The following is a 19,843-nucleotide window of genomic DNA, read 5'->3' on the forward strand; positions in this document are numbered from 1 at the left end:
CAGGAACTGCAGTCTGCAGGAAGGCAACACACACGATGGCGATCACCGACCTCGATGTCTTTGCGCATCTGACGGACGCCGACATCGAGAACCTGGGCGTCGAACTCGATGCCATCCGCCAGGACATTGAAGACTCCCGTGGCGAGCGCGATGCCCGCTACATCCGCCGCACCATCGCCGCTCAGCGCGCACTGGAAGTCGCCGGCCGGCTGATGCTCGCGTTCAGCAAGCGACGCTCCGCCTGGTGGGCGGGCACCACGACCCTCGCTGTGGCCAAGATCGTCGAGAACATGGAGATCGGTCACAACGTCATGCACGGCCAGTGGGACTGGATGAACGATCCCGAGATCCACTCCTCGTCGTGGGAGTGGGACATGATGGGGTCCTCGAAGCATTGGCGATTCACCCACAACTACGTCCACCACAAGTACACCAACATCCTCGGCATGGACGACGATGTGGGCTACGGCCTGCTGCGCGTCACGCGGGACCACCCGTGGCAACGCTTCAATGTGTTCAATGTGTTCTTCAACGCGATGCTTGCGCTCGGCTTCGAGTGGGGCGTAGGTCTCCAGCACGTCGAGGTCGGCAAGATCGCCAAGAAGCGGATGGACAACGACGAGGCCCGCGAACGGGTCGACGAGTTCCTGGCCAAGGCCGGCCGCCAGGTGTTCAAGGACTACGTCGCGTTCCCCGCGCTGACGTCGGCGTCGCCGTGGGCTTCGTTCAAGTCGACGTTGAAAGCCAACATCTTGGCCAACATCATCCGCAACGTCTGGGCCAACGCCATCATCTTCTGCGGCCACTTCCCGGACGGCGCAGAGAAATTCACCAAAACCGACATGGTCGGCGAGACCAAGGGCCACTGGTATCTGCGCCAGATGCTGGGTAGCGCCAACATCGACGCGGGCCCGGTGATGCGCTTCATGAGCGGGAGCCTGTCGCACCAGATCGAGCACCACCTGTTCCCGGATCTGCCGAGCAACCGGTACGAAGAGATCGCGGTGCGGGTGCGCCAGATCTGCGAGAAGTACGACTTGCCTTACACCACAGGCCCTTTCCTGGTGCAGTACGGAAAGACGTGGCGGACGATCGCCAAGTTGTCGCTGCCGGACAAGTACCTGCGCGACACCGCCGACAACGCTCCGGAGACACGCAGCGAGTCGATGTTCGCCGCGCTGGAGCCGGGATTCGCCGGTACCGACCCGTCGACCGGACGCCGTCGCGGGCTGAAGACCGCGATCGCCACGGTGCGGGGCTGGCGGCGCAACAGGCGGGCCTTCGCCGATGAGGACCAAACACCAGGGCGGGACGACCTCGCCGCTTAAGCTGGCGCGGTGGAAGTCGTCACCGTGCACCCGATCGTCGACACCGTGCTCGACCGGCATCGCGACGCGTTGGGTGGCGACTTGTCGGCGTATCGCAACCATGTCTACCGAAGCCTGACGTATCACCAACTGCTGCTTGGCTTTTCGATTCCCGATGCCGCGGCGCTGGCGTGGGCCACCCACGACCTCGGCATCTGGACGGCGGGCACCTTCGACTACCTCACGCCGTCGGCCGACCTGGCGGCGGCATATGCCGACGAGTTCGGCATCGCCGACATCGATCAGTTGCGCGCGCTGGTCACCGAGCATCATCGGCTGCGGCCTCTCGACGGCGACCGCGTCACCGAGACGTTCCGCCAGGCCGACCTGATCGACGTCAGCCACGGAGTGCTGCGGCGGGGCATTGGGCGAGCGGCCATCCGTGCGGCCGTCGAGGCGTTGCCGTACAACGGTTTTCACGCGTTCCTGGCCAGGGGTTTGACCGGCCATGCCGTGCGGCATCCGCTGCGCCCGCTGCCGATGATGCGCTGGTGAATCGCCGCGAAAACGACGCCACGGTCGCTAACCGCGCAGATTCACAGCCGTGGCTGCCGTTTCACGACGGGCGCTCGTAGTCCGATGTCCTTGAAAGCCAGTCGAATAGCACCAAGGCCTCATCAGCGGACAGTTCAAAGGTGACGCCACTGCGTTCATCGCTTCACCGCGCCACGATAACGTCCGGCTCACACTTCGGCGATGGCGACCAGTCGCTGCAGCGCGTCGAGCTGCTCCTCGTGGTCACCCTCGAGTTTGGCCAATAGCGTCGTGATGCCCGCCGCTCGATAGCGCTCTACCCGCTCGGCGATAATGTCCTCGTTACCAAGCAGATTCGTCAATTTACCAAGATTCAGCGGCACGGCGGCGCGGGCCTCGTCGCGGCGGCCTTCTTGCCACAATTGGGCGACGATGTTGACCTCGTCGGAGTAACCAAGTCGACTGAACGCTTGATTGTAGAAGTTCTGCCCGCCGACCCCCATCGCGCCGATCGTGAATGCATACCCCTCGGCGTGGCGGCGGGCGGCGGCGTCGCTGGATTCCTGGTCGTCGTGGAATTCGAGCGCGACCGGCGCGACCAGGTCGAGGTCGTCGAGCGACCGCCCGGCGCGCCGGGCGCCGTCGCGCAACGGGCCCAGGAACACGTCGGCGGCTTCGGGGATGAACGCGTTGCCCAGCCAGCCGTCGGCTGTCTCACCGGTCAACTCCAGGTTCCGCGGGCCCATCGACGCGATGTACACCGGGACGTGATCGGGGCGCACCATCGGCTTGAGCGCGGCACCGCGGCTGTCGGGCAACGGCAACGGGTAGATCTCTCCGGCGTGCTCGAGGCGCTCGCCGCGGCTGACCGTGCGGATGATCTCGATGGTTTCCCGGGTCGTCTGTACCGGCTTGCGGAAGCGGACGCCGTGCCAGCCCTCCATCACCCGCGGGCCCGACGTGCCGACGCCCAGGATGAATCGGCCCCCCGACAGTTTCTGCAGGCTCAGCGCCGACGTCGCCAGTAGCGCCGGACTACGCGAACCCAGTTGCACGACAAAGGTTCCGAGTCGTATCGACGACGTCTTGGCGGCCAGGTAGGCCAGTCCGGTCAGCGCGTCGTAGCCCCAGACTTCGGGGATCCACAGCGACGCGACCCCGATCTGCTCGGCGGCCTGTGCGAATTCGACGGCGCCGGGCAGCCGAGGTTCGATCATTGCGCCGACCTTCATGGGTGGCATGCTAACCAGCATGCGTTACCGCGATCTACCCACTGTCGAAGTGACCCAGCGGGTTCGGTGCGACGTGCCCACGGCGTGGGCCCTGGTGACCGACATCAATTTGCCAACGCACTGCTCGTCGGAGCTGCAGGGCGTCGAATGGCTCGACGGCGCCACCGGCGTCGAAGTCGGTGCGCGATTCCAGGGACGCAGCCGGCACGAGGCGTTCGGTGACTGGTCGACGGTGTGCGAGGTCATCGAGGTCGAGGATCAGCGCCGGTGGGTGTACGACGTGGTCGGGCCCGACGGCCCCGGGGCGCGGTGGGCGTTCGAGGTCGAACCGACCAGCGACGGCGTGCTCGTCCGGCAGTGGGGGCGGATGGGTCCGGGGCCGTCGGGCCTGACGCCGGCGATCGTGGCGATGCCGGACAAGGAGGCCAGGATCGTCGCCAACCGGCTGTCCGAGTGGCAGACGAACATGCGAGCCAACCTGGAGTGGATCCGCTCGCAGGCGGAGGGCTGAATCAACCTCGGTTGAGCGCCGTTGGCGGTAGCTGCGACGGTGGTATCAATCCGGTATCATGCGGTCATGGGTATGACTCTGCGCACGAGTGCCGAACAGACGGCAGCGCTACGCAGGCAGGCCACTGCCGAGGGGCGGTCCATGCAGGCAGTCGCGCTTTCGGCCATCGACGAGTACATCGCGCGCCGCGCGCATAAGGCCAAGGTCGCTACCGCGCTGGAGCGTGTGGTACGCGAAGAGGCTGGGGTCTTAGAGCGCCTTAAAGACGCGTGACCGAGTACCTGGATCTCGACGACCTGGTGAACATTGCTCGTGCCGCTGTCGCCTCCGACGCCATGGTGGGGGATTACGGGCTGCTGGAATCCGCATCGGCGCGCCCGCGCGCGTCGGTGTTCGGCCGGGATGCCTATCCAGATGTGCACCTCAAGGCCGCCGCGCTGCTGCACTCGCTTGCGCGGAACCACGCACTGGTAGATGGAAACAAGCGATTGGCTTGGACCGCCTGCCGTACGTTCCTGGCGATCAATGGCCACGGGATAACCGCCCCTGAGGACGACCGCTTCGAATTCGTGATTCAGGTCGCCACCGGTGCACTGCCCGATGTTGACAAGATCGCCGAGCAACTACGCGCATGGAGCTACCAGGACGGCTGAGACGCACGCTCAGCCCTCGCGCAGCGCGGCCAGCAGTCGCCGGGCCGCGGCGACTCGGCGCACCGCCGGGCCGGTGACGGCGTCCAACGCGCATTCGGGATCGGCCGGCGGCCCCAGGTGCCCACAGCCGCGGGGACAGTCTTCGATCGCCTCGGCCAGGTCGGAGAACGCCACCACCACGTCGTCGGGCTTGATGTGGGCAAGGCCGAAGGAGCGAATGCCCGGGGTGTCGATCACCCAGCTGTCGTGGTCGAGCGGCAGCGCCACCGACTGGGTCGACGTGTGCCGCCCGCGGCCGATGTCGGTCACCTCGCCGACTGCTCGATGCGCTTCTGGTACAAGGCGATTCACTAGGGTCGACTTGCCTACGCCGGAATGGCCAAGCAGCACAGTGATTTTGCCGATCAGCAGGTGTGACACCGCGTCCAGCGGGTCGTCGCGGCCGGCGGTGATCACCGTCAGATCGAGGTCGGCGAACTGCTCGGTGAACGGCCCAGCGGGCGCGAGATCGGTCTTGGTGAGGCACAGAATCGGGGCCAGGCCGCCGGTGTAGGCCGCGATCAGCGTCCGGTCGACCAGCCCGGTGCGCGGCGGGGGATCGGCCAACGCCACCACGATCAGCAGCTGATCGGCGTTGGCGACCACCACCCGTTCGGTCGTATCGGTGTCATCGGCGGTGCGCCGCAACAGGGTTCGCCGCGGGCCGCGACGGACGATGCGGGCCAACGTGTCCGGGCGTCCGGACAGGTCGCCGACAATGTCGACCTCGTCACCCACCACGATTGGCGTGCGGCCTAATTCCCGGGCCCGCATCGCGGTGACACGCCGCTCGGCGTCGCCGTCGAGGGCGCAACCCCAACGGCCGCGGTCGACACTGATCACCATCGCGGGTTTCGCGTCGGCGTGTTCGGGGCGGGTTTTGGTCCGCGGCCGGGAGCCTTTCCCGGAGCGGATCTTTACGTCGGACTCGTCGTAGTCGTCCGGCTTCAACCGCTTGGCTGCCTAAGCATCTCGGCCCACATCGCCGGGAAATTCGGCAGTGTCTTGGCGGTGGTCTCGATGTCGTCGACCCGCACGCCCTCGACCCGCAGGCCGACGATCGCGCCGGCCGTCGCCATTCGGTGGTCGGCATAGGACTGCCAGGTACCCGCGTGCAGCGGTGTCGCGGTGATCTCGAGCCCGTCGGCGGTTTCGCGGCATGCGCCGCCCAGCCGGTTGATCTCGGTGCTCAGCGCGGCCAGTCGGTCGGTTTCGTGACCGCGCAGGTGGGCGATCCCGGACAGCCGGGACACCGAACCCGGCGCCGCCAGCGCCGCGAGCGCCGCCACCGACGGGGTGAGCTCTCCGACGTCGCGCAGGTCGACGTCGAAGCCCGGATAGGACGGGGGTCCCTGCACTTCCAGATCCGAATCACCGTGCTTCACAACGCAATTCAGCTGCGTGAGGATGCCCAGGATGGCGTCGGCCGGTTGGATGCTGGTCGCCGGCCAACCGGCGATGCGGACGGTGCCCGCGCTGACCACCGCCGCGGCGATGAACGGGACGGCGTTAGACAGGTCCGGCTCGATCTGCCAATGCCGCGCAGCTACCGGGCCCGGCCGCACCTGCCAGCTGTTGGGCGTTGCGTCGTCGACGTCGACGCCGGCCTGACGCAGCATCGCCACCGTCATCGCGATGTGCGGCGCCGACGGCAGCGACGAGCCGACGTGGTGCACGGTCAGGCCGTCGCTGAACGACGCGCCCGCCAGTAGCAGGCCGGACACGAACTGCGACGAGGCCGAGGCGTCGATGTCCACCGCGCCGCCCGCGACCTTTCCGGCCCCGCGAACCCGGAACGGCAGGCCGCCGCCGTCGATGTCGACCCCGAGGCCGCGCAGGCCGTCCAGCAGCGGCGCGATCGGCCGGATCCGGGCCTGCTCGTCGCCGTCGAACGTCACCGCCGAGCGCCCGAGTGCCGCCAGCGGCGGGACGAACCGCAACACCGTGCCGGCCAGGCCGCAGTCGATGCGGGCGCCATCGGCGGGGGTGATCGTCCCGCTGACCGTCAGCTCGTCGGCCGGCCCGTCGACCCGCAGACCGAGGGCTTCCAGCGCGCCGATCATCAGGTCGGTGTCGCGGCTGCGCAGCGCGCCGCTGATCGTCGAGGTGCCGTTGACCGCGGCCAGCGCCGCGAGCACCAGCGCCCGGTTGGTCTGTGATTTCGAGCCCGGCACCGTCACCGTCGCGTGTACCGGCCGCGACGTGTAGGGGGCGGGCCAGGCATTCACGTGCTCCATTGTTGCCTACCGGGCATAGCGGGTCGGCCGATGCGGAGTTATCCACAGTCGCGAGTTGATCCACAGCTCGGTGGTCGCACTGCGGCGCGGAGACAGTTTTGTCGGGTTGCTTTTTAGCGTCGAGGTATGAGTTTTTCGATCGGCGCCGAGCAGGCACGGGAACGGATCCTGGCTGCCTTGGACGCTGTCGATGCTGCCCACGGGGTGCTGCGCGAAACCTCGTCGAGCCTGGTGGGCAACGCTTTCCGCGTCGATGTGGCTGAGCGGCTGGAAACCCAGGAGCGCATTAACCGTGGGCTGATGTATCGCTATTTCGGCGAGATCGCCGACCCGCCGGATGAAGGCGAGGCCATCGCCGCTATGCGATCTGCGCTGTGGAAGCGATTGCGCATCACTCCGCAAGAGATCACCCGGCGCTGCAAGCTCGCCGCCCGCATCCGGCCCCGCCGGTCGCTGACCGGGCCGCCGATCGCCGCGGAATTGCCGGAGTTGGCCGCCGCGGTGGAGGCCGGGGTTGTCGGTGACGACCACATCAGAGCGGTATGCCGCGCGGTGGATGTGTTGCCGGCCGGCATATCGCCGAGCGACGTAGCAGCGGCCGAGCGCACGCTGGTCGAGCATGCGCGCACCGTCGACGCGGGCATCGTGGTCAAACTCGGTCAGCGCATCGCCGACTATCTCAACCCCGACGGCCTGTTCAGCGACGAGGATCGTGCCCGCCGTCGCGGGGTGCACCTCGGCACTCAGGGGCCCGACGGGATGTCGCGGCTGTCGGGTTGGCTCGATCCGGAGACGCGCGCGTATTTCGAGGCAATCGAGGCGGCGGCGCGCCCGGGCCGACACCAACCCGACGCCCGTGACTCCGCAGAGCGCGACGACCGCACCCCGGCGCAGCGTTGCCACGACGCGCTCAGACTCGGATTGCGGACGGCGATCGCCTCCGGTGACCTCGGCGTGCATCGCGGTCACCCGGTCACGGTGGTCATCACCGCCACCCTGGCCGAACTCGACCAGGCCGCACACGCCGCCGTCGACGCTTCCGTCCCGATGCCGGCACCTGCCCGCACGGGCGGTGGGTCCCGCCTGCCGATGCGGGATCTGATTCGCCTGGCCGCCAACGCAATTCATTACCTTGCTGTGTTCGACAATCACATCGAACGTCCGTTGTACCTGGGCCGCCAGAAACGCATTGCGACCCACGACCAGCGACTCATCTGTTACGCGCGTGACCGCGGCTGCACCCGACCCCATTGCTTGGTGCCGGGTTATTACTGCGAAGTGCACCACGGCGATGACTGGGGGCGCGGTGGCAGGACCGACGCGGACAAGCTCTACTTCTTGTGCGGTCACGATCACGGCGTGGTCAGCCGCGGCCAAGCACGCACGGTGATCACCGAGGACGGTCGGCTGGGCTGGACCGACGGCTGCGGTCCACCAGAAATCAACCACGCTCACCATCCCGACGAATTGCTGCGCGGAGGTCCAGGCCCGCCCGATCCGCTGGCACCATGAAAGGCATGTGCGGACGATTCGCGGTGACGACGGACCCGGCGGTGCTGGCCGAGAAGATCGAGGCGATCCTGGAGGACACGGCGGCGCGACAATCTCCGACCGGTCCGAACTACAACGTGGCGCCGACCACGACGATCACCACCGTGGTGCGCCGCCACGACGAGCCCGACGACGAGCCCACCCGGCGGGTCCGGTCGATGCGCTGGGGGCTGATCCCGCCGTGGGTGAAGGCCGGCGCCGACGGCGCCCCCGACTCCAAAGGGCCGTTGCTGATCAACGCCCGCGCCGACAAAGTCACCACCTCGCCGGCATTTCGCTCCAGCGCCAAGTCCAAGCGCTGCCTGGTGCCGATGGATGGTTACTACGAGTGGCGGGCCAACCCCGATACCGACGCCGGCAAGAAGGCCCGCAAGACGCCGTTCTTCCTGCACCGCGCCGACGGCGAGATGCTGTTCATGGCAGGACTGTGGTCGGTCTGGAAACCTGCCAAGGACGGCGAACCGTTGCTGAGCTGCACGATCATCACCACCGACGCGGTCGATCGGCTCGGCCAGATCCACGACCGGATGCCGCTGATCGTGCCGGAGAGCGAATGGGATCGTTGGCTGGATCCCGACGCGCCGCCCGACCTCGATTTCCTGGCCGCCCCGCCGAGCATCGAGGGCATCGAGATGCGCGAAGTCTCGACGCTGGTCAACAACATTCGCAACAACGGTCCGGAGTTGTTGGAGCCGGCCGAACCCCAGCCTGAACAGGCCACCTTGTTGTAACTCGCAGGCCCTACACTGTCTAACCCCATCCTGCGCGAAAGGCGTTGCCGTATGTCGAACGTCGGGGCAGTGGCGGTTGAACCTGCCGAGCATCCGGACGGTGAGACGTCGTCCGTGTGGGCACCGCTGCGCAATCGCGTGTACCGCAACCTATTCCTGGCCGCGTTCGGCTCCAATATCGGAACGTGGATGCAAAGCGTGGCGGCCCAATGGTTTTTGGTCGAAAAGCACAGCCCTGACGTGATCGTGGCACTGGTCCAGACGGCGAGCCTCGGGCCGGCGCTGCTTTTCGGCCTGTTCGCCGGTGCGCTCGCCGATTTATTCGACCGGCGGCGGTTACTGATATTCCTGCAGTCATACGCGGTGGTGGTCGCACTCGCCCTGGCGGTGCTGACGTACCTCGGTCGGCTCACCCCGACGACACTGTTGATGTTCACTGTGGCCATTGGTTGCGCTTCTGCGCTCGCCGGGCCCGACTGGCAGGCGATTCAGCCCGAAGTTGTACCGCGCGAGCAGATACCGGCCGTCGCGATGTTGGGCAGTGTGTCGGGTAATGCTTCCCGAGCCATCGGACCGGCGATCGGCGGCTGCATCGTCGCGCTCGCCGGCCCCGCAGCGGTTTTCGCGATCAACGCGATCTCGTTCGCGGGCATCATCGTTGCGCTGCTGGTCTGGAAACGACCCAAGCAACTCGCGCCACTCGAGCGAGAACACTTCGGCCAGGCCATCATCAGCGGGCTGCTCTATGTGATCAACGGCCCGATTTTCCGCCGAATCCTGTTGCGCTTTTCCTGTTTCCCGCGTCGGCGTTGTTGGCGCTACTGCCGGTGGCGGCCGCCCGGACATGGCACCTGGGGGCCGATGGCTATGGTGTGGCGTTGGGAGTCATCGGCTTTGGCGCCCTGGTCGGTGCCGTCGTCGCCGCACGGTTGCACCAGCGGATGTCGGACAACGTTCTGCTGGCCCTATCGGCCGCCGTATATGGAGTTGCGCCGCTTGCGGTTATCTGGCTGCCGTTTGCCGCGGCGATCCCCGTCTTGATGTTGTCGGGGGTGGCGTGGCTGATCACGTTGGCAACGTTGAACGGGGCGGCGCAGCTGGCATTGCCGCAATGGGTGCGGGCCCGCGCGTTGTCGTTGTATCTCCTGGTGTCCACCGGAGCCCAGGCAATCGGTGCCTATGTCTGGGGTGCGGTCGCGTCTCAGGCGGGGTGCGACACGGCGCTGCTCTGGTCGGCGGTGGCGCTGGGCGCCGCTGCGCTCAGCGTTGTCGGCCTGCCCCTGCGGCCGAACACCGGAAAATTGAACGTCGACGTGTCCACCGCCTGGCCCGAGCCGATGCTGATGTTCGAGCCATCTCCGCACGACGGCCCGGTCCTGGTCGCGGTCCGCTACCAGGTGGCGGAGCACAACCAGGACGACTTCATCAAGGCGATGAGCAAGGTCCGGCGATCACGGCTGAGAACCGGCGGCCACAGCTGGAGGCTGTATCACAGTGTCGGACAGACAGATGTCTTTCTCGAAAGATTCACCGTGGCGTCGTGGAGCGAGTTCGAGCGTCAACGCACCGAGCGCTGGCTGGGCTACGACTCGGAAAACTTTACGGCTGCGGTCAGTTACACCGTCGACCACAACCGGACCGACGAATACTACCTAGCCAAACGGGTGCCTAAGTAAGACTCGGCCCGCCTTAGCATGTGTATGTGAGTGCCTACACGTACACCTTTGATGACATTCGGAATCGTCCGGTCGCGGTGATCGGAGCCGGGACGCTGGGACGCCGTATCGCGTTGATGTTCGCCAGCCGTGGCGGTACCGTGCGTATCTACGGACGCCGTGACGAACAACTCGCTGAGGCGGAACAGTTTGTAACACAAGCGCTTCCGAGCGTGATTGAAAGCCGCGGATTCGGCGAGCCGGGCGTCGTCGTTACCACGACGTCGCTGGCGGAGGCGCTGGACGGGGTGTGGCTGGTGGTGGAGTCGGCACCGGAGAAACTCGAGATCAAGATTCCGCTGTGGGGTGAGGTCGACGAACTCGCCCCGCCGGGCGCCATCTTCGCCACGAATTCGTCGTCATACCCGTCGCGTCTGATGGCCGAAAAGGTCAGCGACAAAACACGTTTGTGCAACACCCACTTCTACATGCCACCCGAGGTCACGGGCCTGGACCTGATGTCCGACGGGCAGACCGATCGCGGCCTGCTCGACACCCTGCTGGCGGTGCTGCCGGAGTTTGGTGTCTACCCGTTCGAGGCGCGCAAGGAGTGCACCGGGTTCATCTTCAATCGGGTGTGGGCGGCGATCAAGCGTGAGTCGCTCGCGGTGGTCGCCGAGGGAGTGGCTCGCCCCGAAGACGTCGACGGGATGTACAAGCTCAACCTGGGCGCGCCCGCCGGCCCGTTCCAGTTGATGGATCTGGTCGGCCTCGACGTCGCCCTCGACATCGAAAACCATTACGTAGAGCAGTTTCCGCACCTGCCAACAGGGCCGCGGGACTTGCTGCAAACCTACGTCGACGCGGGCAAGCTCGGCATCAAGACCGGCGAGGGCTTCTACCGCTACTGATCGGTGAGTGCGAGGCCGGCCGCATTCGCTCCGCACATGCCGTGGGCGCCGGGGCCCGGGGGAGTCGCCGCCGAGCAGATGTACATGCCGGGGATTCCAATGCGGTACGGCGACAACGTTATTCGCGGTCCGAAGGCCAGCTGACGAATGTCCTTGGCGCCGGTCATGATGTCGCCGCCGAGGAAGTTGGCGTTCATCGAGGCGAATTGCTCGGGGGTCCGCACCGCGTGTCCGACGATCCGCTCCCGGAAACCCGGCGCGAACCGCTCGATCTGGGCGGTGATCGCCTGCGTCGCGTCACCGGAGAAGCCGTTGGGCACATGGGCATACGTCCACACCGGGTGTACATCACCCACCGATCGCTGCGGGTCGGCCAGGTATTGCTGCCCGACCAGCACGAACGGCCGCTCGGGCATCCGCCCGGCGTGGACGTCGCGCTCGGTGGCGGCGAGTTCGCGGTAGCTGCCGGCCACGTGCACAGTGCCTGCGCGATGCGCGTCCGGGTTCGTCCACGGCACGCCGCCCTGCACGGCGAAGTCGACCTTGAACGCGCCCGGCCCACGACGGAATGTGCTGAAGGCGCGCGAAACTCGGCGTGGTAGACGATCGCCAAGGATGCGGGCAACGGTTTCGGGGGCGAGGTCGAACATCGTGATGTCGGCGGGCGGCAGCTGCGACGCGGTCTGAATCCGGACGCCGGTCTCGATCTTGCCGCCCAACTCACCCAGCACCGCCACCATCGCGTTGGCGATCGACTGCGACCCGCCTTCGGCGACCGGCCAGCCGTGCCGGTGACCCGCGGTGATGATGCCCATCCCGATCGCCGATGTCATCGGGTAATGCAACGGCCGAAAGGCATGCGCGGCAACACCTCCGAACAGGGCTCGGCCCTGCGGGGTACGGAACAGCTGGGCGAACGTCGATGCCGGCAGCACGGTCGGCGCACCGAACCGGGCCAGCATCAGCGGGTGGTGCGGGATACGAAGCAGCGGCCCCATGATGTCTTCGCTGAGCGCGTCGAACCGGGATGCCGCGTAGCCGAAGGCGCGCCGCCACCGGGCTCCATCGCGACCGAGGCCGGCCGCGGTCTGCTCCACCGAGCGGCGCAGCACTCCGGCGCTGCCGTCGTCGAGCGGATGGACGCAGTCGATCTCCGGCCAGCGCCAGGTCAGGCCGTAGCGATCCAGGCCAAGGCCGCTCAGGAACTGCGAGCCGACGGCCATCGGGTGAATCGCCGAGCAGTGGTCGTGCAGCAGACCGGGCAGGATGGCCTCGCTGCTGCGGGTGCCGCCGCCGATTTCTTCGGCAGCCTCGAGCACGGTGACCTCCAGTCCGCGCTGAGCGAGAGTGATGGCAGCTGCCAGCCCGTTGGGCCCACTTCCCACCACCACTGCCGTGCTCGTCATACGCAAACCCTATGTCGTGCCGAGCCCAATCTCCCCATACCGAGGATTCCTCTGTTGAGCTAGAGTAATCCTCGTGCCAGTAGGTGCCGACGCGCGAAACCGTCTGATGCAGTCGGCGCGGCGTCGGTTTGCCGCCGACGGCGCCCTGGCCGCGACGCTCGACGACATCCGCCGAGACGCCGAGGTCAGCGTCGGCGCGCTGTACCACCACTTCCCGGACAAGGCGGCGCTGGCGGCGGCGGTCTACGCCCAGGTGATGGCCGAGTACCAGGCCGGATTCGTGGCGATGCTGCGTCGCCACGAGACTGCCGAAGGCGGCATCCGCGGCGGCGTCGCGCACCACCTGCGATGGGTGGCCGCCAATCGCTGCGAGGCCGCCTTGCTGCTGGGGGACCGGCTCGACAGCGATCGGCTCCAAGAAGCCAATCGGGCGTTCTTCGCCGCCGTCGGCGACTGGTGGCGGCCGCACCACAGCTACGGCGTGCTGCGACCGATGCAGGGCGGCGTCACCGCCGCACTGTGGTTCGGTCCGGCGCAGGAATTCAGCCGGTACTGGATAGCCGGCGCCGAATCGCGAATGCCGCGCGGCGTGGTCACGACATTCGCCGATGCGGCGTGGAAGGCGTTGCGGGCCAATAATATTGAGGAGACATCATGACAGCAGAGTCGCTGTACAACGGATTGGTCGCCGAAGGCGACGACCCGGATGCACCACGGCGGGTGCATGTCGAACGCCGCGGCGATCGGGCGATCGTGACCCTCGACGAGCCCGACCGGCTCAACGTCTTGTCGGCGCCGCTGGTGCGGCAATTGCGTTGCGCGCTAGAGGCTCTCGTCGTCGACAGCGACGTTCGCAGTGTGGTGCTCACCGGTCGCGACCCTGGCTTCAGCGCCGGCGGTGACCTGAAGATGATGACCACGGCCACCGAAAACCTCGGCAACCCGCAAGGTGTCGCCGACGTCTGGCGCTGGATTCGCCGCGAATTCGGCGGCATCGCCCGCCTCATCGCCGGATCGGACACGATCTTCGTCGCCGCCATCAACGGCCCGGCCGCCGGAGTCGGGCTGGCCTGGGCGCTGACCTGTGACCTCGCCGTCGCCAGCGAGCGCGCGGTGATCGTGCCGGCGTTCGGTCGGCTCGGCCTGCTACCGGAGGTCGGCACCAGCTGGGCGCTGACCCGTCGACTGGGATACCAAGGCGCACTTGCCTATTACCTACGCGGCGAGCACATCGACGCCTACGAAGCGCAACGCCTCGGGCTCGTCCAGCAGGTCGTCGCGCATGAGCGCCTGCTCGACGCCGCCGACGAATGGTGCTCGCGCATCGCGGCCATGCCGAGTCACGCGGTCGCCATGACCAAGCCGCTGCTGCGGGCGACCGCCGACGCCGGCTGGCACGAGGCGCTGACCATGGAGGAATTCGCCGAGCCGACCTGCTTCACCACCGCCGCATTCGCCGACAGCGTGCAGGCGATGCTCGCCAAGCCTCAGGCCTGAATCTCCGCGGTGACCGCGCCGGTCATCCGAACCAGGTCGGCGGGGGCCAGCGCGACCTCCCAGCCGCGCCGGCCCGCGCTGACGTACATCCGCTCGAAGGCCATCGCGCTGGCGTCCACGACCGTCGGCAACCGGCTGCGCTGGCCCAACGGCGAGACCGCGCCGAACACGTAGCCGGTCGCCCGCTCGACCGCGCGCTGGCCGCCCATGCTGACCTTCCGCGCGCCCAGAACCGCTGCGGCCGCCTTCAGCGACAGCCTCGCCAAGGCCGGCACGACCGCGACGGCCAGCCCGTCGGGAACGGCGATGACCAGTGTCTTGAAGATCTGCCCGGGATCGACATCGCCGTCGCGGGTCAACTCGGCAACGGCCTCGTCGGCGAAATACTGCACCCGCGGGTCGTGGTCGAAGGTCACCACCTCGTGCGGCACACCCGCAGCGGTCAAAGCCGCAAGAGCCGGTGTCGCAGCCGCCATTTAGGGGCCCGAATACCCCGGCGGGTTGACGCCGTCCACCCAGAAGTCCACGCCGAGGGTGCCGCCAGGCACGCAGTTGTAGACCGACAAGTCCTTGACGCCGGACTCCAGCAGCACGTCCTCACACAGGAGGGTGTTGCCGGTGTACTCCCGCGATGGTTTGTTGAGGATGACGTAGGCCGCATCGGAGTAGATCTCCGGCTTGCGCGCCCGGCCCATCGCCTCGTCGCCGCCGAGCAGGTTCTGCACCGCGGCGGTGGCCACCAGCGTCCGCGGCCACAGTGTGTTCGAGGCGATCCCGTCTTCGCGCATCTCCTCGGCAATACCCAACGCGCACAACGTCATTCCAAACTTCGCCATCATGTATGCGGTCGGCTTCAGCCACTCTTTGCCGAGCAGAACCGGAGGTGACAGCGTCAGGATGTGCGGGTTCTCGCGGCCCTTCATGTGCGGGATACACGCCTGCGACACCGCGTAGGTGCCGCGCACCTGAATGCCGTTCATCAGATCGAATCGCTTCATCGGCACCTCGCTGATCGAGCCGAGGTTGATCGCCGAGGCGTTGTTCACCACGATGTCGATGCCGCCGAACTGCTCGACGGTCTTGGCGACCGCGGATTCCACCGAATCCGGATCCCGAACGTCGCCGACGATCGGCAGCGCCTGGCCGCCTGCTTCCTCGAGTTCCTTGGCGGCCGTGAACACCGTGCCCGGCAGCTTCGGGTGCGGCTCGGCCGTCTTGGCGATCAGCGCGATATTGGCGCCGTCCTGGGCGGCCCGCTTCGCGATGGCCAGGCCAATTCCGCGGCTGGCACCCGAGATGAACATGGTCTTTGCTTTCAGCGACATGAGCGTCACAGTAACGCTGCTCACAACCGCGGTGGATCCATGGTCCGGAAATACCGCGGCGATTACCGCTGTTGAGCCAGGCGGAGCAGACAGTGTCAGTCCCAGCCTTTAGATTGAGAAAGGGGAAATCGCGTGTCAACGGCGACAAGCCTCATGGGCGAGCAGCGGTTGGCCGGGTGCCCGACGGGTCCGGTGTTATTGGACCTGTTCACCGGTATCGCGACAGAAGGGACTGCGTTACTCACTATGGCTGATACCGATAGCGCCACCGAGTCGGAAGTCACGCTTGACACCGACGACGGCGCTGAAACATCACGTCGCAGCCGCGCCGACGAAACCGACGCGGAACTCACCGCCCGCTTCGAGCGTGACGCGATCCCGCTGCTGGACCAGCTCTACGGCGGCGCCCTACGGATGACCCGCAATCCGGCCGACGCCGAAGACCTGCTCCAGGAGACCATGGTCAAGGCCTACGCGGGCTTCCGGTCGTTCAAAGAGGGCACCAACCTCAAGGCGTGGCTGTACCGCATCCTGACCAACACCTACATCAACAGCTACCGCAAGAAGCAGCGCCAGCCGGCGCAGTACCCGACCGACGAGATCACCGACTGGCAGTTGGCGGCGACGGCCGAGCACACGTCGACCGGGCTGCGTTCCGCCGAGGTCGAGGCGCTCGAGGCGTTGCCCGACACCGAGATCAAAGAAGCCCTGCAGGCGTTGCCCGAGGAGTTTCGAATGGCGGTGTATTACGCCGACGTCGAAGGTTTTCCCTACAAAGAGATCGCCGAAATCATGGACACTCCGATCGGGACGGTGATGTCGCGGCTGCACCGCGGCCGGCGTCAGCTGCGTGAACTGCTGACCGATGTCGCCAAGGACCGAGGGTTCATTCGCGGGGACCAGGCACCGGAGGAGGTGTCGTCATGAGCGAGTTTTCGTCACAGCCGCCGATCAAGGCGGAATGCGCCGAGGTGCTCGCCGAGGTATGGGCCCTGCTCGACGGTGAGTGCAGCCCCGAAACACAGGCCAAGCTCAGGCAGCATCTCGAGGACTGCCCGCCCTGTTTTCAGTACTACGGGCTGGAGGAGCGGTTGAAGATGCTGATCTCCACCAAGTGCCGAGGCGAGCGGGCTCCGGAGAGCCTGCGCCAGCGCCTGCGGGTGGAAATCAGCCGGACCACCATCATCAAGGAGCGCTAAAGCCCGTCGGGCAATCCACAAAAACAAAGACGCGGGCCGCCTGTCGGACGGTCCGCGTCTTTGTTGGTTCGAGCGGTTGGTTAAGCGTTGGGCCGCTTGCCGTGGTTGGCCTTGCTGTGCTTGCGGTCGCGCTTTTTCCGGCCTCGCTTGGCCATGACTGATCCTCCTCGCAGTTCTGCTTGCCGGTCAGTCTGTCATGCCGCCGCCGGTATAAGCCAACTGCTAGACGACGGGAACGTGCACCAGGGTGCCGCCGTTCGCGCTCGCCGACGCGACCGGGCCCTGCTGTCCGGCCAGCGGGACCTGACCGACGCCGGGTGCCAGCGGAGCGGGGCCGCCAGGGTTTTGGCCCGGCAATCCGCCCAGCCCGGGCGTCTGGCCCGGTAGCTGCTGACTGGTGAGTCCGCCTGGGTAACCGGGAACCTGGCCGGGCAGTCCACCCAGCCCGGGGGTCTGACCCGGCAGGGTCTGCCCCGGAAGGCCACCCAGCCCGGGGGTCTGACCCGGCAGGGTCTGCCCCGGAAGGCCACCCGGCAACCCACCTGGGACGCCGCCGGGCAACCCACCTGGGACGCCGAGACCACCGGGCAGGCCGCCCGGAAGGCCGGCACCGCCGCCGCCGAGCGCGCTGGTGGCCGGCATCAGCAGGTCACCGGCACCGGGGATGACGTTGTTCATCAGCCCGCTCAGTGAGCCGAACAGCGAGTTGGCGATGTTCACCGCGCTGCCCGCGCCTCCGGGCATACCGGGGATCGGGTCATCGGCGGCGAATGGTTGCTGGGGAGCGGCGGCGGCCGCGCCGGCACCGAGCCCGACCAAGGCGTATGCCGCCACGGCCATCCCGAAACCGGTGGCCACTCGACGCAGTGGTCCGCGAGCTGTCGTACGCGCAAACATGTTGTCGGACAACGGAATACTCCTCAAATTCGGATGTTTCACTCCAAGAGCCTCAGGCACTCCAATCACTTTGGACACTCTGCTTGCCAAATGTCACAGTTCGAACACGACACCGTCACAGAAGCGGCTCTATAGGTTCTCTTAGTGATCTTGGAGTTTGCTTATCGATACCTCCGTGACACGAATCGTGACCTTTCAGCTGCAGAAACCCAGCGCCAGGACGCCGCGCCGCCGCCGTCGGACGCTCGGAGTGCAACGAGTGAAACCGGTTGTGGTTCGATGAAGCCACGCAATTGCCGACAGGACTGGCTGAGCAGACGGGGCCGGCTGACGAACGGGGTGATGATGGCCGAGGACGTGCGGGCAGAGATCGTGGCCAGCGTGCTCGAGGTCGTGGTCCACGAGGGCGACCAGATCGGCGAGGGTGACACCCTGGTGCTGCTGGAATCGATGAAGATGGAAATCCCGGTTCTGGCCGAGGTCGCCGGCACCGTCAGCAAGGTGAGTGTGGCCGTCGGCGACGTCATCCAAGCCGGCGACCTGATCGCTGTGATCAGCTAGCCGTTTGAGCTTCACTACGGAGATCGCCGATGTCCACTCTCGGTGACCTGCTCGCCGAACACACCGTCCTGCCGGGCAGCGCCGTCGATCACCTGCATGCCGTGGTGGGTGAGTGGCAGCTGCTGGCCGACCTGTCGTTCGCCGACTACCTCATGTGGGTTCGCCGCGAAGACGATTCGCTGGTCTGCGTTGCACAGTGTCGGCCGAACACTGCGCCCACGGTTCTGCTGCGCGACGCGGTGGGAACCGTCGTCGCCGCCGATCGCATGCCGCCGATCTCTGCGGCGTTCGAGTCGGGGGCGATTCGCCTGGAAAGTGATGCGGGCCAACAGTATTCGTGGCAGCAGACCGGAGTGAACATCGAAGCGGTTCCCGTGCGCTACGGCGACGCGGTGGTAGCGGTGCTGACGCATCAGACCGCGGTCGCCGGCACCCCGAAGTCCAGTCAGCTCGAGACCGCCTACCTCGACTGCGCCGCGGACCTGGTCCACATGCTCTCGCAGGGCACCTTTCCCAACGTGGGCGACCTGGCGATGTCGCGGTCGAGCCCGCGGGTCGGTGACGGATTCATCCGCCTCGACGTCGGCGGCGTGGTCTCCTATGCCAGCCCGAACGCGCTGTCGGCGTACCACCGGATGGGCCTCACGTCAGAGTTGGAGGGGCACAACCTGATTGCGATCACCCGTCCGCTGATCTCCGACCCGTTCGAGGCTCACGAACTCGCCGAGCACGTGCTGAACTCGCTGCGCGGCGGCGCCAGCATGCGCATCGAGGTCGACGCCGGGGGTGCCGCGGTGCTGTTGCGGACGCTGCCGCTGGTCATCGACGGGTCGGCGGCCGGCGCGGCCGTGCTGGTCCGCGACGTCACCGAGATCAAACGCCGCGACCGAGCGCTGATGTCCAAGGACGCCACCATCCGGGAGATCCACCACCGGGTGAAGAACAACCTGCAGACTGTCGCGGCGCTACTGCGACTCCAGGCCCGGCGGACCACCAACGCCGAGGGCCGGGAAGCGCTGCTCGAATCGGTGCGACGGGTGTCGTCGATCGCGTTGGTGCACGACGCGCTGTCGATGTCGGTCGACGAGGAGGTCAACCTCGACGAGGTGATCGACCGCATCTTGCCGATCATGAACGACGTGGCAACCGTCGACACCCCGATCCGGATCAACCGGGCCGGCATACTCGGCGTCCTGGACTCTGATCGCGCGACCGCGCTGATCATGGTGATCACCGAGCTCGTCCAGAACGCCATCGAGCACGCCTTCGATCCGGCGACCTGCGAATCCGCCGCGGGCGGCGGGTCGGTGACGATCCGTGCCGAACGTTCCGCGCGCTGGCTCGACGTGGTGGTGCACGACAACGGCCGGGGGCTGCCCGAGGGCTTCAGTATCGAGAAGTCCGATCGGCTCGGCCTCCAGATCGTGCGGACGCTGGTCTCGGCCGAACTCGACGGCTCCCTGAGCATGCAGGACGCCCCGGAAGGCGGAACGGACGTGCTGTTGCGGGTCCCGATCGGACGTCGCGCGCGAGCCGCACACTAGCCCCGCACACAACGGTGCGGCCCCGACTTCCGTCAGGGCCGCACCGTGGTAAG

22 protein-coding genes and 1 pseudogene are annotated in these 19,843 nt (G+C 66.9%); 15 read left to right on the plus strand and 8 right to left on the minus strand.

The window, feature by feature from the left end:
* The first annotated feature begins 35 nt into the window (after nucleotides 1–35).
* A complete protein-coding gene (locus A5658_RS25115) occupies nucleotides 36–1,328 on the plus strand; it encodes a fatty acid desaturase (protein WP_067341849.1) in 1,293 nt (430 codons plus the stop codon).
* 9 nt (nucleotides 1,329–1,337) lie between these two features.
* On the plus strand, nucleotides 1,338–1,862 hold the full coding sequence (locus A5658_RS25120) for a hypothetical protein (RefSeq protein WP_067341851.1): 525 nt from the start codon (nucleotides 1,338–1,340) through the stop codon (nucleotides 1,860–1,862).
* A gap of 188 nt (nucleotides 1,863–2,050) precedes the next feature.
* Here A5658_RS25120 and A5658_RS25125 read toward each other — a convergent pair whose 3' ends face one another.
* Nucleotides 2,051–3,073 carry an LLM class flavin-dependent oxidoreductase gene (locus A5658_RS25125; RefSeq protein ID WP_067341946.1) on the minus strand — a complete coding sequence of 341 codons (1,023 nt, stop codon included), beginning with the start codon at nucleotides 3,071–3,073 and terminating at the stop codon, nucleotides 2,051–2,053.
* A gap of 19 nt (nucleotides 3,074–3,092) precedes the next feature.
* Here A5658_RS25125 and A5658_RS25130 point away from each other — a divergent pair, with 19 nt between their 5' ends.
* The 3 genes from A5658_RS25130 (at nucleotide 3,093) to A5658_RS25140 (ending at nucleotide 4,237) form a co-directional block, all read left to right on the plus strand.
* Nucleotides 3,093–3,584 (plus strand): SRPBCC family protein, encoded by a 492-nt coding sequence (locus A5658_RS25130; protein ID WP_067341948.1) that lies wholly within the window; start codon nucleotides 3,093–3,095, stop codon nucleotides 3,582–3,584.
* 66 nt (nucleotides 3,585–3,650) lie between these two features.
* Entirely contained in the window at nucleotides 3,651–3,857 is a 207-nt protein-coding gene (locus tag A5658_RS25135) for a CopG family transcriptional regulator (RefSeq protein WP_067341853.1), read from the plus strand.
* Complete coding sequence (locus tag A5658_RS25140; RefSeq protein ID WP_067341855.1) at nucleotides 3,854–4,237, plus strand: type II toxin-antitoxin system death-on-curing family toxin; 384 nt, start codon at nucleotides 3,854–3,856, stop codon at nucleotides 4,235–4,237. Before A5658_RS25135 ends, A5658_RS25140 begins: the two co-directional genes overlap by 4 nt.
* Nucleotides 4,238–4,246: 9 nt before the next feature.
* Here A5658_RS25140 and rsgA read toward each other — a convergent pair whose 3' ends face one another.
* Together rsgA and aroA are read right to left on the minus strand one after the other, a co-directional pair.
* Nucleotides 4,247–5,227: a ribosome small subunit-dependent GTPase A gene (gene rsgA / locus A5658_RS25145; RefSeq protein ID WP_067341857.1), complete on the minus strand. Its 981-nt coding sequence runs from the start codon at nucleotides 5,225–5,227 to the stop codon at nucleotides 4,247–4,249.
* Nucleotides 5,224–6,504 carry a 3-phosphoshikimate 1-carboxyvinyltransferase gene (aroA, locus tag A5658_RS25150; RefSeq protein WP_156751648.1) on the minus strand — a complete coding sequence of 427 codons (1,281 nt, stop codon included), beginning with the start codon at nucleotides 6,502–6,504 and terminating at the stop codon, nucleotides 5,224–5,226. Before aroA ends, rsgA begins: the two co-directional genes overlap by 4 nt.
* A 135-nt stretch (nucleotides 6,505–6,639) precedes the next feature.
* On the opposite strand from aroA, the gene A5658_RS25155 reads away from it, so the two are divergent.
* The 4 genes and pseudogenes from A5658_RS25155 (at nucleotide 6,640) to A5658_RS25170 (ending at nucleotide 11,361) form a co-directional block, all read left to right on the plus strand.
* Nucleotides 6,640–8,025, plus strand: coding sequence for an HNH endonuclease signature motif containing protein (locus A5658_RS25155; protein WP_067341861.1), 1,386 nt, complete (start codon nucleotides 6,640–6,642; stop codon nucleotides 8,023–8,025).
* A gap of 5 nt (nucleotides 8,026–8,030) precedes the next feature.
* A complete protein-coding gene (locus A5658_RS25160; RefSeq protein WP_067341950.1) occupies nucleotides 8,031–8,795 on the plus strand; it encodes an SOS response-associated peptidase in 765 nt (254 codons plus the stop codon).
* 51 nt (nucleotides 8,796–8,846) lie between these two features.
* A pseudogene (locus A5658_RS25165) lies at nucleotides 8,847–10,471 on the plus strand (MFS transporter).
* Between the two features lie 26 nt (nucleotides 10,472–10,497).
* Nucleotides 10,498–11,361 carry a 3-hydroxyacyl-CoA dehydrogenase family protein gene (locus A5658_RS25170; protein WP_082993418.1) on the plus strand — a complete coding sequence of 288 codons (864 nt, stop codon included), beginning with the start codon at nucleotides 10,498–10,500 and terminating at the stop codon, nucleotides 11,359–11,361.
* Here the strand turns inward: A5658_RS25170 and A5658_RS25175 are convergent.
* Nucleotides 11,355–12,767, minus strand: coding sequence for an NAD(P)/FAD-dependent oxidoreductase (locus A5658_RS25175; RefSeq protein ID WP_067341863.1), 1,413 nt, complete (start codon nucleotides 12,765–12,767; stop codon nucleotides 11,355–11,357). The genes A5658_RS25170 and A5658_RS25175 overlap by 7 nt on opposite strands.
* 106 nt (nucleotides 12,768–12,873) lie before the next feature.
* On the opposite strand from A5658_RS25175, the gene A5658_RS25180 reads away from it, so the two are divergent.
* Nucleotides 12,874–13,425: a TetR/AcrR family transcriptional regulator gene (locus A5658_RS25180; protein WP_197503222.1), complete on the plus strand. Its 552-nt coding sequence runs from the start codon at nucleotides 12,874–12,876 to the stop codon at nucleotides 13,423–13,425.
* Complete coding sequence (locus A5658_RS25185; protein WP_067341867.1) at nucleotides 13,422–14,264, plus strand: enoyl-CoA hydratase/isomerase family protein; 843 nt, start codon at nucleotides 13,422–13,424, stop codon at nucleotides 14,262–14,264. Before A5658_RS25180 ends, A5658_RS25185 begins: the two co-directional genes overlap by 4 nt.
* Here the strand turns inward: A5658_RS25185 and A5658_RS25190 are convergent.
* Nucleotides 14,255–14,740, minus strand: a complete 486-nt coding sequence (locus A5658_RS25190; RefSeq protein ID WP_067341869.1) for an aminoacyl-tRNA deacylase — start codon at nucleotides 14,738–14,740, stop codon at nucleotides 14,255–14,257. The genes A5658_RS25185 and A5658_RS25190 overlap by 10 nt on opposite strands.
* Nucleotides 14,741–15,589 (minus strand): NAD(P)-dependent oxidoreductase, encoded by an 849-nt coding sequence (locus A5658_RS25195; RefSeq protein ID WP_067341871.1) that lies wholly within the window; start codon nucleotides 15,587–15,589, stop codon nucleotides 14,741–14,743. It abuts the gene before it with no gap.
* Nucleotides 15,590–15,835: 246 nt separating this feature from the next.
* On the opposite strand from A5658_RS25195, the gene A5658_RS25200 reads away from it, so the two are divergent.
* Nucleotides 15,836–16,516, plus strand: coding sequence for a sigma-70 family RNA polymerase sigma factor (locus A5658_RS25200; RefSeq protein WP_369830565.1), 681 nt, complete (start codon nucleotides 15,836–15,838; stop codon nucleotides 16,514–16,516).
* Entirely contained in the window at nucleotides 16,513–16,788 is a 276-nt protein-coding gene (gene rsrA / locus A5658_RS25205) for a mycothiol system anti-sigma-R factor (protein WP_067341875.1), read from the plus strand. Before A5658_RS25200 ends, rsrA begins: the two co-directional genes overlap by 4 nt.
* Nucleotides 16,789–16,868: 80 nt before the next feature.
* On the opposite strand, the gene A5658_RS29450 is transcribed toward rsrA, so the two are convergent.
* Both A5658_RS29450 and A5658_RS25210 read right to left on the minus strand, forming a co-directional pair.
* Nucleotides 16,869–16,943: a 50S ribosomal protein bL37 gene (locus tag A5658_RS29450; protein WP_011728008.1), complete on the minus strand. Its 75-nt coding sequence runs from the start codon at nucleotides 16,941–16,943 to the stop codon at nucleotides 16,869–16,871.
* 67 nt (nucleotides 16,944–17,010) lie between these two features.
* On the minus strand, nucleotides 17,011–17,697 hold the full coding sequence (locus tag A5658_RS25210; protein ID WP_156751649.1) for a hypothetical protein: 687 nt from the start codon (nucleotides 17,695–17,697) through the stop codon (nucleotides 17,011–17,013).
* A gap of 333 nt (nucleotides 17,698–18,030) precedes the next feature.
* Between A5658_RS25210 and A5658_RS25215 the strand changes: the two genes are divergently transcribed.
* Together A5658_RS25215 and A5658_RS25220 are read left to right on the plus strand one after the other, a co-directional pair.
* Nucleotides 18,031–18,246, plus strand: coding sequence for a biotin/lipoyl-binding carrier protein (locus A5658_RS25215; RefSeq protein WP_003929140.1), 216 nt, complete (start codon nucleotides 18,031–18,033; stop codon nucleotides 18,244–18,246).
* 29 nt (nucleotides 18,247–18,275) lie between these two features.
* On the plus strand, nucleotides 18,276–19,790 hold the full coding sequence (locus A5658_RS25220; protein WP_067341880.1) for a sensor histidine kinase: 1,515 nt from the start codon (nucleotides 18,276–18,278) through the stop codon (nucleotides 19,788–19,790).
* The last annotated feature ends 53 nt before the right edge of the window (nucleotides 19,791–19,843 follow it).

Origin of the sequence: Mycobacterium sp. 1245111.1, assembly GCF_001673405.1 — a bacterium.
In the GTDB taxonomy this organism is placed as follows: domain Bacteria; phylum Actinomycetota; class Actinomycetes; order Mycobacteriales; family Mycobacteriaceae; genus Mycobacterium.